The sequence below is a fragment of the Mycobacterium heckeshornense genome (assembly GCF_016592155.1).
Classification (GTDB): Bacteria; Actinomycetota; Actinomycetes; order Mycobacteriales; family Mycobacteriaceae; genus Mycobacterium; species Mycobacterium heckeshornense.
The window spans coordinates 4,374,896-4,388,145 of the sequence record NZ_AP024237.1 but is presented as its reverse complement, the minus strand read 5'-3'; the positions used below and the strand labels follow the sequence as shown (position 1 = coordinate 4,388,145).

Sequence of the window (13,250 nt, the reverse complement as noted above, 5' to 3'; positions counted from 1 at the left end):
GATGCTGGCGGTACCGACGCCCCGACCTACCTGTGCTCCGGGTGGTCCAGCGGAAGCTCGAGGGCGGACATCGTCGCCGCCAGCCCGTCGTATTGTGCTGCAAGCAAGCAGAATTCGATGATCTCACGACGGTCAAGATGAGCCGACAGCTCTCGCCAGGTTTGATCGCTGATCGAGCGGTGAAGGACGAATTCGTCGGTGGCCTTGAGCAATGCTTGCTGTCGCGCGGTGAGCCGACCGGACGTCGCGGGCCAGTTGAAGATCGCCTCTTGCGTCTGGGTGTCCAGCCCGCGCCGGCGGGCCATGTTGCGGTGATGCTGCAGTTCGTATTCACAGGAGCGCAGATGCGCGACGCGCAGGATCACCAGTTCGGTGTCGGCGCGTGGTAACCGTCCGCGCAGCAGCCCACCCGAATACGGCAGCCACAGCCAGAACAGCCGTTTGTGCTGACCGAGCGTGGTGAACAGGTGCATTTCCGGAGCGCCGACGGTGCGCGCACCGAATTTGGCCAGCACCCAATTGATCAGCCCGAGCTCGCGCACACCCCCCGACGGGATGCGGCCCACCTGCGCCGTCACGCCGGTTTCACCAGGTAGGGAGACACCGTGCTGCGGTGTTCGTCGAGGTCGAGTGCGCGGCCCAGCGCCGGGAAAGCCCGCTGGGGGCAGTTGTCGCGTTCGCAGACGCGGCAGCCCGCACCGATCGGAGTGGCGGCATCCCCAGACAAGTCCAGTCCTTCCGAGTAGACCAGTCGGTGGGCGTGCCGAAGTTCGCAGCCCAGCCCGATCGCGAACGTTTTGCCGGGCTGACCATATCGTGACGCCCGCCGCTCCACGGTGCGGGCCACCCACATGTAGTTGCGGCCGTCGGGCATCTGGGCGATCTGCACCAAGATCTTGCCGGGGTTGGCGAAGGTTTCGTAGACGTTCCACAGCGGGCAGGTGCCGCCGCTGGACGAGAAGTGAAAGCCGGTGGCGGACTGGCGTTTTGACATGTTCCCCGCTCGGTCGACGCGGACGAACGAGAACGGCACGCCACGCATCGACGGCCGCTGCAGGGTCGAAAGCCGATGGCAGATGGTCTCGTAGCTCACACCGTAGAACGCCGAGAGCCGTTCGATGTCGTAGCGGAAGTTCTCGGCGACATCGTGAAACTGCCGATACGGTAACACGGTCGCGGCCGCGAAGTAGTTGGCCAGCCCAAGCCTGGCCAGCTTACGGGACTCCTCGGAGGTGAACTTGCCTTCTTCGACCATGGCATCGATCAGCTCACCGAATTCCAGGTAGGCCAATTCGGCGGCCATCTTGAACACCTGCTGGCCGGGCGACAGGTGGCTGCTGATCTCCAGGGTTTTGGTCTGCGGGTCGTAACGGTGCAACACGGTGTCGCCGAGGTCGATGCGCTTGTTGATGTGCACACCGTGCACATCGGTGAGTCGGCGAGCCAGCTCACGGCCCAGATCGCCGCGGTGCATGCGCATCGCAATGGTGAGGTCCTCGGCGGCGGTGTCGAGCTCGTGCAGGTAATTCTGGCGCTGGTAGAAGTAGTCGCGAACCTCTTCGTGCGGCATGGTGAGTAGCCCGCTGCCGCTGCCGTCGAAGTAGCGCTCCTCGGTCGCGGCCGCCAGTTGCGCGGTGGTGATCCGGTAGCGCCGGTGCAGGTTGACCATCGCGCGGGCCAGCTTCGGGTGGGCACCGACCATTTCGGCGACCTCGGTCATGTCGACGTCGACATCCAGGTCGCGGTCCAATGTCACCTCACGCAATTCGGCCAGCAGCCGGGTGTCGTCCTGGGAGGCGAAGAAGGTCGCGTCCACCCCGAACACCTCGGTGATCCGCAGCAGCACCGCCACCGTCAGCGGCCGTACGTCGTGTTCGATCTGGTTGAGGTAGCTCGGGGAAATGTCGAGCATCTGGGCCAACGCGGCCTGACTGAAGCCGCGCTCCTTGCGCAGCTGACGAACCCGTGAGCCGACAAACGTCTTGGTCACGAGGGTCAGCGTACCGGGTTGCGAAGTTTGGGTTCGCAGACTTGGCACGGCTGGCGTCGATTGGTGCGGAGCCTGCGCGTTTGACATGATTCGCAGGAGTCATTCAGGGGGAGCACACAGGGGAGTCATGCGTTGAGCCTGGACAAAGTGATGATGCCGGTGCCGGACGGCCATCCTGCCGTCTTCGAACGGGAATGGCCGCTGCGGGTCGCCGACATCGACCGCGACGGCCGGCTGCGCCTGGATGCGGCCGCCCGCCACATCCAGGACATCGGCCAGGACCATTTGCGGGAATTGGGCTTTGAGGAAACGCATCCGCTCTGGATCGTCCGCCGCACCATGGTGGACCTGATCAGGCCGATTAGGTTTCAAGACATGCTGCGGCTGCGGCGGTGGTGCTCCGGCACATCCAACCGCTGGTGTGAGATGCGGGTTCGCATCGATGGGCGCAAGGGCGGGTTGATCGAGTCGGAGGCGTTCTGGATCAACATCAACCGTGATACCCAGATGCCCGCGCGTATCGCCGACGACTTTTTGGCCGGCCTGCGCCGCACCACCGACGTTGACCGGTTGCGCTGGAAGCCCTATCTGACGGCGGAAAGCCGCGACGACGCGCTGGAGATCCACGAGTATCCGGTCCGCTTCACCGACATCGACCTGTTCGATCACATGAACAACGCGGTGTACTGGAGCGTGGTCGAGGACTACCTGTCTGGCTATCCCGAGATGCTCAATGCCCCGTTGCGGGTGACCATCGAGCACGATGCGCCGGTGGCGTTGGGCGACAAGCTGGAAATCATGTCGCACGTGCATCCGCCCGGTTCGACCGACCAGTTCGGTCCCGCAATGCGCGATCGCACTGTTACAACGCTCACATACGTCGTCGGCGACGAGGTCAAAGCGATCGCATCGCTCTTCGCTTTGTAGCCCGGCGTGGCGATCGGCCCCGTCGATCAACAAGTGGGTTGACCTGCGGCGTTGTGTTACCGACGGGTAGCTACGGTACTGCGCTCCCGCAGCTTAGCTTCGCAAAATTTGCCAAAACGGGGCGTGGCCGTGGCTGAAGTTGGCATCTGTAAGCGGTGGACCAGCGAAGCTAAGGTATGCCATCGTCGGCTTAACACACCCATGAAGCCGCTGACGGGTTAGCAATCCTGATAAACCGAGGCCTGTCAGCGATCGCATAGAAGGAGCCGTTTGGATGTCGACCGTTGGCGCGCCCCGAAGCGCGGAGCAGATTCAGCACGACTGGGACACCAATCCGCGTTGGAAGGACGTCACCAGGACCTACACCGCTGCCGATGTGGTGGCTTTGCAGGGCAGCGTGGTCGAAGAGCACACGCTGGCTCGCCGCGGCGCCGAGGTGCTCTGGGAGCTGCTGCACGACCTTGAGTGGGTCAACGCGCTGGGCGCGCTGACCGGCAACCAGGCCGTGCAACAGGTGCGTGCCGGCCTGAAGGCGATCTACCTGTCCGGGTGGCAGGTTGCCGGTGATGCGAACCTGGCCGCGCAGACCTATCCCGACCAGAGCCTGTACCCGGCGAATTCGGTGCCGCAAATCGTGCGCCGGATCAACAACGCGCTGCAGCGCGCCGACCAGATCGCGAAGGTCGAGGGCGACAAGTCGGTGGAGAACTGGCTCGCACCGATCGTCGCCGACGCCGAAGCCGGCTTTGGTGGTGCGCTGAACGTCTTCGAGCTGCAGAAGGCGATGATTGCCGCCGGCGCGGCGGGCACCCACTGGGAAGACCAATTGGCGTCGGAGAAAAAGTGCGGGCACCTCGGCGGCAAGGTGCTGATCCCGACCCAGCAGCACATCCGCACGTTGACGGCGGCGCGACTGGCCGCCGACGTCAGCGATGTCCCCACGGTGATCATCGCGCGCACCGACGCCGAGGCGGCCACGCTGATCACCTCCGACATCGACGAGCGCGACCGGCCGTTCATCACCGGTGAGCGCACCCGAGAGGGCTTCTACCGCACGAAGAACGGCATCGAGCCGTGCATCGCGCGGGCCAAGGCCTACGCGCCGTTCGCCGACCTGATCTGGATGGAGACCGGCACTCCCGACTTGGAGCTCGCCAAGCAGTTCGCCGACGCGGTCAAGGCCGAATTCCCCGACCAGATGCTGGCCTACAACTGCTCACCGTCGTTCAACTGGCGCAAGCACCTCGACGACTCGACCATCGCCAAGTTCCAAAAAGAGCTTGCCGCAATGGGATTCAAGTTCCAGTTCATCACGCTGGCCGGTTTCCACGCGCTCAACTACTCGATGTTCGATCTGGCTTACGGTTACGCCCGCAACCAGATGAGCGCCTACGTGGAGCTGCAGGAGCGCGAGTTCGCCGCCGAGGAGCGCGGTTACACCGCGACCAAGCATCAGCGCGAGGTCGGTGCCGGTTACTTCGACCGCGTCGCGACCACCGTCGACCCGAACTCGTCGACGACCGCCCTGACCGGCTCGACCGAAGAAGGCCAGTTCCACTGACCTGTCGCGCCGAGCGGGTAACCGGGGCGGATTTTCGGCCGATCATTCGCCATGACTGCACGTTCGGCGTACAGGCGCGAGTTGACAGCGGCAGCCTCGCCCAGCCATGTTGGGCGAGGCTGCTGCAATGAGAAGGAGTGACGTGGCGATCGAACGGGTAGGTGTCATCGGTGCCGGACAGATGGGTGCCGGAATCGCCGAAGTATCGGCGCGCGCTGGGGTTGACGTACTGGTCTTCGAAACCACCGAGGCGCTCGTCACCGCTGGCCGCAACCGCATCGTGAAATCGCTGGAACGTGGTGTCAGCGCGGGCAAGATCACCGAGCGCGAGCGCGACGGCGCGATCAACAATCTCACCTTCACCACCAATCTCAAAGACTTCGCCGACCGGCAATTGGTGGTCGAGGCCGTCATCGAAGACGAGGCCGTCAAGGCCGACATCTTCGCCGAACTCGACCGGATCCTCACCGATCCCAGCGCGGTGCTGGCATCCAACACGTCCAGCATCCCGATCATGAAGCTCGCCGCGGCGACCAAGAACCCTCAGCGAGTCTTGGGCCTGCATTTCTTCAACCCGGTCCCGGTGTTGCCGTTGGTCGAGTTGGTGTGCACGCTCGTCACCGACGAACAGGCCGCCGCCCGCACCGAGGAATTCGCCAGCGCGGTGCTGGGCAAGCAGGTGGTGCGCTGCTCCGACCGCTCCGGCTTCGTGGTGAACGCGCTGTTGGTGCCGTTTTTGTTGTCCGCGATCCGGATGGTCGAGAACAAGTTCGCCACCGTCGAAGACGTCGACAAGGCGGTGGTCGCCGGGCTCTCGCACCCGATGGGCCCGCTGCGGCTCGCGGACCTGGTCGGCCTGGACACCCTGAAGCTGATCGCGGACAAGATGTTTGAGGAGTTCAAGGAGCAGCAGTACGCGTCGCCGCCACTGTTGGTGCGCATGGTCGAAGCCGGTCTGCTCGGCAAGAAGTCCGGTCAGGGCTTTTACTCGTATTAGGTTCGCCCGCCTGGAACCCGGTGTTGCTTAGGCGGCTTTCTTCTCCATGGTGAATTGGCAGACGTCGGTGTAGCCGTCGCGGAACAGCTCCCGGCAACCGGTCAGGTACTTCATGTAACGCTGGTAGACCTCTTCACCTTGCAGCGCGATGGCTTGGTCCTTGTGCGCTTCGAGTTGCTTTGCCCAGGTGTCGAGGGTCCGCACATAGTTCGAGCCGATGCGGTGGTGGCGGGTGATGGTGAAACCGGCCGCGGTGGCGTATTGGTCGACGATCGAGATCATCGGCAGCCGGCCCCCGGGGAAGATCTCGGTCAAGATGAAGTTGATGAAGCGCATCAGCGACATGGTCACCTGCAGGTTGCGCTGCTTGGCCTCTTCTTCGCTGGGGACCACGATCGTGTGCAAGAGCATCACGCCGTCGTCGGGCAGCACGTTGTAACACATCTTGAAGAAGTCGGTGTAGCGGTCAAAGCGGCCGATGCCGTCGGCGAAGTGCTCGAAGGCACCCAGCGACACGATGCGGTCCACCGGCTCATCGAACTGCTCCCAGCCCTGCAGCCGTACCTCTTTGCGCCGCGGGCTGTCCATCTCGGCGAACTTTTGCTCGTTGTGGGCCACCTGGTTTTCCGAGAGCGTCAAGCCGATCACGTTGACGTCGTATTTCTCGATCGCGCGTCGCATCGTGGACCCCCAGCCGCAACCGATGTCCAGCAGGGTCATGCCCGGCCGCAGCCCCAGCTTGCCCAACGCCAGATCGACCTTGGCCATCTGGGCCTCTTCCAGCGTCATGTCGTCGCGCTCGAAGTAGGCGCAGCTGTACGTCATCGTCGGGTCGAGCCAGAGCCGGAAGAAGTCGTTGGACCGGTCGTAGTGCGACTGGATGTGCTCGACGTTCGGCTTTAGTTCGGTGGTTCCCGGTTTACTGCCCATAGGCGCCGACGATATACGCCGATGCTTGCCGCCTGCAATCACCGAGCACCGGTTATCACTGCCGCTTAAGTTGTGCCCCAGCACAATCGCTGCGTTTAGGCTTGGTTGGTACTGGTCCTGGGTAACCGGGTAAATGGGATGAGCCGTCGACGAAAGGAAGCAGGCAAACGTTATGGCGGCGCTCTCGACCGGAAATGGTTTTCCCGATGTGGTTGTCACCGGCGTCGCGATGTCCACCGCGCTGGCCACGGACGCCGACAGCACATGGAAAAAGCTGCTGGACGGACAGAGCGGGATCCGCAAGCTCGACGATCCGTTCGTCGAGCAGTTCAACCTGCCGGTGCGCATTGGCGGGCATCTGCTCGAGGATTTCGACCAGGAGCTGACGCGCGTCGAATTGCGGCGGATGCTGTTCCTGCAGAAGATCTCCGTGGTGCTGGGCCGCCGCGTCTGGGCGAACGCCGGTTCGCCCGAGGTCGACACCAACCGGTTGATGGTCGCCATCGGCACCGGGATGGGTTCGACCGAGGAGATGGTCTTCGGCTACGACGACATCCGCGCCCGAGGCCTGAAGGCCGTTAACCCGGTGGGCGTGCTGATGTGCATGCCCAACTCGGGAAGTGCCTGGGTCGGGCTGGAACGCGGCGCCAAAGCCGGGGTCATCACACCGGTGTCGGCGGACGCCTCCGGCGCCGAGGCCATTGCCCTGGCCTGGCGCAACCTCGTCCTTGGGGAAGCGGACATCGCGATCTGCGGCGGCATCGAGACCAGAATCGAGGCGATCCCCATCGCGGCGTTTGCGTCGATGGGCTTGCTCTCGGCCAACAACGATAACCCGGCCGGTGCGTGTCGTCCCTTCGACAAAGACCGCGACGGCTTCGTGTTCGGCGAAGCGGGCGCAATGCTGGTCGTCGAGACGGAGGCACACGCGAAGGCCCGCGGGGCCACAATTCTCGGCCGGCTGATGGGCGCCGGCATCACATCGGACGGCTACCACGTCGTGGCGCCCGATCCTCGAGGTGAGCGCGCCGGGCATGCCATGACCCGGGCGATCGAGCTGGCAGGGCTGGCAGCCGCCGACATCGACCACGTCAATGCCCACGCCGCCGGGACCGTCGTCGGCGACCTCGCCGAAAGCAAGGCGATCAACAACGCATTGGGCTCCCACCGGCCTGCGGTCTACGCGCCCAAGGCCGCACTGGGTCAGTCGATTGGCGCGGTGGGTGCGGTGGAGGCGATTCTGACCGTGTTGACGCTACGGGACGGCATCATCCCGCCGACGCTGAACGTGCGCCATCTCGACCCCGAGATCGATCTGGATGTGGTCGCCGGAGAACCGCGAGTGGGTGACTACCGGTACGCGATCAGCAATTCGTTCGGCTTCGGCGGCCTCAACGTCGCCCTGGTGTTCGGCAAATACTGATGGCGGACCGGCAAATGAGCATCGCTATCGACGCCGGTGACCCGTGCGCAGGGCATTGCCCCAGGTTGTGGCCGCGGCAGTACGTAGTCGTATCCTCTATTGCACAGACGTCACCTGAAGTTTCGGGCCCGACGTCTAATTTGTGACCGCTTCACCAGTGCTCAGCAGGACGAACAGTGACTAAGACACCGAGTGAAACGCAAACAACGCAAACATTGACGCCCCCGTTTGAAGACGTACAAGCGCACTACGATCTGTCAGACGAATTCTTCCGGCTATTCCAGGACCCCACTCAGACCTACAGCTGCGCCTACTTCGAGCGCGACGACATGACGCTGGAAGAGGCGCAGATCGCCAAGATCGACCTGGCGTTGGACAAGCTGGGCCTTAAGCCCGGCATGACGCTGCTCGACGTCGGTTGCGGCTGGGGCTCCACGATGCGACGCGCGATCGAGAAATACGACGTCGACGTGATCGGGCTGACGCTGTCGAAAAACCAGTGGGCCCATGTGACACGGCTGTTCGACGCGATGGACAGCCCGCGCAGCAGACGAGTGCTACTGCAGGGCTGGGAGCAGTTCGACGAGCCGGTGGACCGGATTGTGAGCATCGAAGCGTTCGAGGCCTTCGGGAAATCCCGGTGGGCGCCGTTCTTCGAAACGGCATATCGGGTAATGCCCGCCGACGGCCGGATGGTTTTGGAGACCATATTCACTCATCCGCCGAGCTATTGGGTGCCGAATGGGATCAAAATCACGATGAGCGACCTGCGGTTCTGGAAGTTTATCGATCGAGAGATATTCCCCGGCGGCGCATTGCCTGCGGCTGAGGACGTCGTCGAATACTCACACAAAGCTGGATTTTCGACCGAAGATATCCAGCTGATGAATCCGCACTATGTCCGCACACTGGACATCTGGGCGGCGAATCTCCAGGCCCACAAGGACGAGGCCATCGCAGTGCAGTCCGAAGAGGTCTACAACCGCTACATGCACTACCTGACCGGCTGCGCGCAGCTGTTCCGCAAGGGCATCACCGAAGTCGGACAGTTCACGCTGACCAAGGCAGCTGACGGCCAAGCGGGCGGTTGATCGCGGGCCGCCGACGAGGCAGGCGCGACGGCGCCGCGCGGGGCACGAAACTCAGCAGCCTATTTCGCGCTATTTCGCACAGGTGAACTGGCAGACGTCGGTGTAGCCGTCGCGGAACAGCTGCGCGCAGCCGGTCAAATACTTCAGGTAGCGGTCGTACACCTCGTGCGACTGAACAGCGATCGCTCGCTCCTTGTTGGCCTGCAACGCGGCCGCCCACAGGTCGAGAGTGCGCGCATAGTGCGGCTGCAGCGACTGAACCCGGGTGATCTCGAATCCAGCCGTGCGGGCATGTTCTTCGACGGTCGGTTTCGACGGCAGCCAGCCACCGGGAAAGATTTCGTCCAGGATGAATTTGGCGAACTGGACCACTTCCCGGGTCAACGCCAAGCCCATTTTCCTGCCCTCCGAAAAGGTGGGACGCGTGATGGTATGCAGCAGCATCACGCCGCCTGCCGGCAACGCGTCGTAGGCCATCTTGAAAAAGCGGGTGTAGCGCTGGTGGCCGAAGTGTTCGAACGCACCGATCGACACGATCCGGTCGACGGGATCGTGGAATTTTTCCCAGCCTTCGACCAACACCCGGCGGGAGCGCGAGGTGGGCATCTGGTCGAACATCTGCCGGACGTGGGCGGCCTGGTTTTCCGACAAGGTCAGACCCACGACGTTGACGTCGTATTTCTCGACGGCCCGCCGCAGCGTGGCACCCCAGCCGCAGCCGATGTCGAGCAACGTCATCCCGGGTTCCAGACGCAATTTGTCAAGCGCCAGGTCGATCTTGGCGATCTGCGCCTGTTCCAGCGTCATGTCATCGCGCTGGAAGTACGCACAGCTGTACGTCTGGGTGCGGTCCAAGAACAGGCGAAAGAAATCGTCGGAAAGGTCATAGTGGGCCTGCACATCCTCGAAAAACGGCGTCAGCGGCACGGACATACGCGGTGTGCGCCTTTCTGCAGTGGCGAGGATTCACGGTGCTTGCCCAACGCACCGCAATGGCCCTGATGGCTTCGTTGGATGGTACTGACTGCGCGTCGTGGCTAGCGCGTCGACGCGGCCCGCATGCGAGGACCCCGATTCCTTCGGCAACGTCGCTAGACCGCAGCCAGTGTAGCGCCCAGGGCAAGGCCAACGACCAGCAAGCCACCCGCCTGGCGGACATGCACCCAGGCCAGCGCGGCATACCACAGCGGCCAGACCGGATAGTCCGCGGGCGGCTGCTCCGGCGGCGGACGGCGAAAATGGGGCCATACCTTTACCAACCGCGGCAGCGCCGCGCCCACCAGCAATGCCGGCCACGGCATCGCGCCGACGCCGACCGCCACCGTGACCAGAACATAGAAGCCGACCATCATGGCGAGCGTGGCAACGCGGGCGCGGGCAGCACCCAGCAGCACCGGCAGCGTGTGGATGCCCAGCGGCTGGTCGTAGGGAATCTTGTCAATGTGCTTGCCCATCAACACCGTTGTGCACAGCAGCCCGTAGGGCAGCGAAGCCAGCAACACCGCCCAGCCCACCGCACCCACCGCCGAGTAGTAGGTGCCGCACACCATCAGCGGCCCCCAGACGACGAAGACGTCCGGCTCTCCGAGGCCGCGCTTCTTCAGCCGCAGCGGCGGCGCGGTGTAAGCGACGCTCAGCACAAACCCGGTGAGCGCAAAGGCGATTACCGGCCAGCCGCGAACCAACGTCAACACGACCAGAATCGCCAAATCCGCCAGGTTGACGGCGACGATCGCAGTCAGCAGTTTCCCACGGGTGACCAGTCCGGAAAGCACCGGATGCGGGGCGTAAAGCGCCCGCGGATAACTTGCGCTGTCAGTACCGACCTGCGTGTCGTACAGGTCGTTCATCAGGTTATTAGCTATGTGCGCCAACGTGATTCCCGTGATCGCCAGCACCAGCCAGCGCCAGTCCAGCCCCGGCTTGCCGACCGCCAGCAACGCGGCGACCAAACCCGCAAACAGTGTCATGGGCAGCACCGCCGCCCGGGTGACGACGATCCATCGCGTGATGGCGTCGACTGGCCCGTACGCGGGCGGGTTGGTGGTGCGCAGGGCGTACACCCACGACTTCAGCCGCGACCGGGAAATCAGCTCAGGCATCGGCGTTTTCGCGGCGCGGCGGCACAATCGGCGCCGGATGCGGTTGGGCGTTGAACTTCTCCAGTGAGCCTCCGGCTTCCACAATCCCGCACAGCGCGCTCCAACTGAGCATGGTGAGGTAGTCGATCAGCTCCTCCTTGCTCATCCGCGGATCGGAAATCCACGAGTGGGTGGCCAGTTGCACGCCGCCGACGATCATGTAGGCCCACGGTTCCACGCCCCCGGTGTCCATCCCGACCTCTTGCATCCGGCGACGCAGCATGACCGACAGCATGCGGGCGATGATGCGCTCGGAGTCGGCGATCACCTTGTTTTTGCTGGGTGAACTGTTGGCCATCACGAACCGGTAGGGTTCGGGCTCGGCGGAGACCGTATCGACGTAGACCCGGATGATCTCCCGGGTCAGGTCGAAGCCATCCATGTTGGCCGACAACGCCGCGGCCATGTTGGGTATCAGCGTGGTCTGCGCGAAGCGCATCATCACCGCGCTGGTCAGATCGTTCTTGTCGACGAAGTAGCGGTACAGCACGGTTTTGGAGACACCGATCTCGGCGGCGATCTCGTCCATGCTCAGGAACCGGCCGTGCCGGCGAATCGCTTCGATGGTGCCGTCGATGAGCTCGTTGCGGCGCTCAACCTTGTGCCGGTGCCAGCGCCGTTTCCGACCATCAGTCTTCACGGTCCCAGCCGGGACATGCTCTGCCACTATCGCGGATTCCCATTCCCTAGACGCCTCGATACTACGGGTTTCGAGACCGCGTTTCCCGCGCTATCCGGCATGTCGCACCAGGCGCAGTCACAGTAACTGGACGCCGACGGCTGGATCGTTCCCAGCTCCCGCCCGGACCGATAGCGGATGATGGTGTGGTGGCAGCGCAACCGCATCGGCCGGACCTGCCGCCGGACCCGGCGGCATTGCCGGCTCCGGCACGCCGGGCTGGTGTTTCCTTCGCTGAATCGTTCGTCGCCGCCGACCCGCAGGCCGATGCGGCGCGGCGGCGGGCGCTGCGCCGGATGAAGGTGGTGGCGCTGAGTTTCCTGGCCGGTGCCAGCATGGTGTTTGTCGGCTGCCGGTGGGCGCAAGCCGACGGTGTGGCCGCCGCCTGGGTCGGCTACGTCCGGGCAGCCGCTGAGGCGGGCATGGTCGGCGCGCTGGCCGACTGGTTCGCCGTCACCGCGCTGTTCAAGCATCCGCTGGGCATACCGATCCCGCACACCGCGATCATCAAGCGCAAAAAAGACCAGCTCGGCGAGGGTCTGGGAACCTTCGTGCGGGAGAATTTCTTGTCCCCGCCGATCGTCGAATCGAAGTTGCGGGACGCCCAGATCCCCAGCCGCCTCGGCAAGTGGCTCTCCCAGATCGACCACGCCCAGCGGGTGGCCGCCGAGACCGCGACGGTGCTGCGGGTTCTGGTGGAACTGCTGCGCGACGACGACGTCCAGCACGTCATCGACCGCATGATCATCAAGCGTGTCGCCGAACCGCAGTGGGGGCCGCCGGCCGGCCGATTGCTAGCCACGCTGCTGGCCGAAAACCGGCAGGAAGCCCTGCTCCAGCTGCTGGCCGACCGGGCCTTTCATTGGTCGCTGAACGCCGGCGAAGTCATCCAACGCGTGGTCGAGCGGGACTCCCCGAGCTGGTCGCCGCGGTTCATCGACCATCTGGTCGGCGACCGCATCCACCGTGAACTGATGGACTTCACCGACAAGGTGCGCCGCAACCCGGATCACGAACTGCGCCGCTCGGCTACCCGGTTTTTGTTCGACTTCGCCGACGACCTGCAACACGATCCGGCCACCATCGCCCGCGCCGAAGCCGTCAAGGAGCAGCTGATGGCGCGCGACGAGATCACCAATGCCGCGGCCACGGCATGGAAGACGCTCAAAAGGCTGGTGCTCGAGGGTGTCGACGACCCCTCCAGCGCCCTGCGCACGCGCATCGCCGAGACCGTCGTCCGTATTGGTGAATCGCTGCGCGACGACGCCGACCTGCGCGACAAGGTCGACAACTGGATCGTGCGGGCCGCGCAACACCTGGTCTCGCAGTACGGGGTGGAGATCACCGCGATCATTACTGACACCATCGAACGCTGGGACGCCGAGGAGGCCAGCCGGCGCATCGAGCTGCATGTGGGCCGCGACCTGCAGTTCATCCGGATCAACGGCACGGTGGTCGGTGCGCTGGCCGGGCTGGCAATCTACACCGTCGCGCAGCTCTTTTTCTGAAGC

Annotated in this window: 12 protein-coding genes; 6 read left to right on the top strand and 6 right to left on the bottom strand. The window is 64.0% G+C overall.

Going from position 1 to position 13,250, the window contains the following annotated elements; all coding sequences use genetic code 11:
• Positions 1 to 26: 26 nt before the first annotated feature.
• Both MHEC_RS21215 and ramB read right to left on the bottom strand, forming a co-directional pair.
• Positions 27 to 578, bottom strand: a complete 552-nt coding sequence (locus tag MHEC_RS21215) for a carboxymuconolactone decarboxylase family protein (protein WP_048889550.1) — start codon at positions 576 to 578, stop codon at positions 27 to 29.
• Positions 575 to 1,990 carry an acetate metabolism transcriptional regulator RamB gene (gene ramB, locus MHEC_RS21210; protein WP_048889551.1) on the bottom strand — a complete coding sequence of 472 codons (1,416 nt, stop codon included), beginning with the start codon at positions 1,988 to 1,990 and terminating at the stop codon, positions 575 to 577. The genes MHEC_RS21215 and ramB overlap by 4 nt, the downstream gene beginning before the upstream one ends.
• 132 nt (positions 1,991 to 2,122) lie before the next feature.
• On the opposite strand from ramB, the gene MHEC_RS21205 reads away from it, so the two are divergent.
• The 3 genes from MHEC_RS21205 (at position 2,123) to MHEC_RS21195 (ending at position 5,475) form a co-directional block, all read left to right on the top strand.
• Positions 2,123 to 2,917 carry an acyl-[acyl-carrier-protein] thioesterase gene (locus tag MHEC_RS21205; protein ID WP_048889552.1) on the top strand — a complete coding sequence of 265 codons (795 nt, stop codon included), beginning with the start codon at positions 2,123 to 2,125 and terminating at the stop codon, positions 2,915 to 2,917.
• Between the two features lie 274 nt (positions 2,918 to 3,191).
• Positions 3,192 to 4,478: an isocitrate lyase gene (gene aceA / locus MHEC_RS21200; protein ID WP_048889553.1), complete on the top strand. Its 1,287-nt coding sequence runs from the start codon at positions 3,192 to 3,194 to the stop codon at positions 4,476 to 4,478.
• A 127-nt stretch (positions 4,479 to 4,605) separates the two neighbouring features.
• A complete protein-coding gene (locus MHEC_RS21195; protein ID WP_048889670.1) occupies positions 4,606 to 5,475 on the top strand; it encodes a 3-hydroxybutyryl-CoA dehydrogenase in 870 nt (289 codons plus the stop codon).
• A 27-nt stretch (positions 5,476 to 5,502) separates the two neighbouring features.
• Here MHEC_RS21195 and MHEC_RS21190 read toward each other — a convergent pair whose 3' ends face one another.
• Positions 5,503 to 6,405, bottom strand: coding sequence for a cyclopropane mycolic acid synthase family methyltransferase (locus MHEC_RS21190; RefSeq protein WP_048889554.1), 903 nt, complete (start codon positions 6,403 to 6,405; stop codon positions 5,503 to 5,505).
• 172 nt (positions 6,406 to 6,577) lie between these two features.
• Here MHEC_RS21190 and MHEC_RS21185 point away from each other — a divergent pair, with 172 nt between their 5' ends.
• On the top strand, positions 6,578 to 7,828 hold the full coding sequence (locus MHEC_RS21185) for a KasA/KasB family beta-ketoacyl-ACP synthase (RefSeq protein WP_048889555.1): 1,251 nt from the start codon (positions 6,578 to 6,580) through the stop codon (positions 7,826 to 7,828).
• 215 nt (positions 7,829 to 8,043) lie between these two features.
• Positions 8,044 to 8,919, top strand: a complete 876-nt coding sequence (locus MHEC_RS21180) for a cyclopropane mycolic acid synthase family methyltransferase (RefSeq protein ID WP_048889556.1) — start codon at positions 8,044 to 8,046, stop codon at positions 8,917 to 8,919.
• A gap of 69 nt (positions 8,920 to 8,988) precedes the next feature.
• Here the strand turns inward: MHEC_RS21180 and MHEC_RS21175 are convergent, their stop codons facing one another.
• The 3 genes from MHEC_RS21175 to MHEC_RS21165 form a co-directional block, all read right to left on the bottom strand.
• Positions 8,989 to 9,852, bottom strand: coding sequence for a cyclopropane mycolic acid synthase family methyltransferase (locus tag MHEC_RS21175; protein WP_048889557.1), 864 nt, complete (start codon positions 9,850 to 9,852; stop codon positions 8,989 to 8,991).
• 158 nt (positions 9,853 to 10,010) lie between these two features.
• On the bottom strand, positions 10,011 to 11,021 hold the full coding sequence (locus MHEC_RS21170) for a prenyltransferase (RefSeq protein ID WP_048889558.1): 1,011 nt from the start codon (positions 11,019 to 11,021) through the stop codon (positions 10,011 to 10,013).
• On the bottom strand, positions 11,014 to 11,727 hold the full coding sequence (locus tag MHEC_RS21165; protein ID WP_048889559.1) for a TetR/AcrR family transcriptional regulator: 714 nt from the start codon (positions 11,725 to 11,727) through the stop codon (positions 11,014 to 11,016). Before MHEC_RS21165 ends, MHEC_RS21170 begins: the two co-directional genes overlap by 8 nt.
• Before the next feature lie 158 nt (positions 11,728 to 11,885).
• Here MHEC_RS21165 and MHEC_RS21160 point away from each other — a divergent pair, with 158 nt between their 5' ends.
• The gene (locus tag MHEC_RS21160; protein ID WP_372507359.1) at positions 11,886 to 13,247 is read left to right on the top strand and encodes a DUF445 domain-containing protein; all 1,362 of its coding nucleotides are present in this window, start codon (positions 11,886 to 11,888) and stop codon (positions 13,245 to 13,247) included.
• The last annotated feature ends 3 nt before the right edge of the window (positions 13,248 to 13,250 follow it).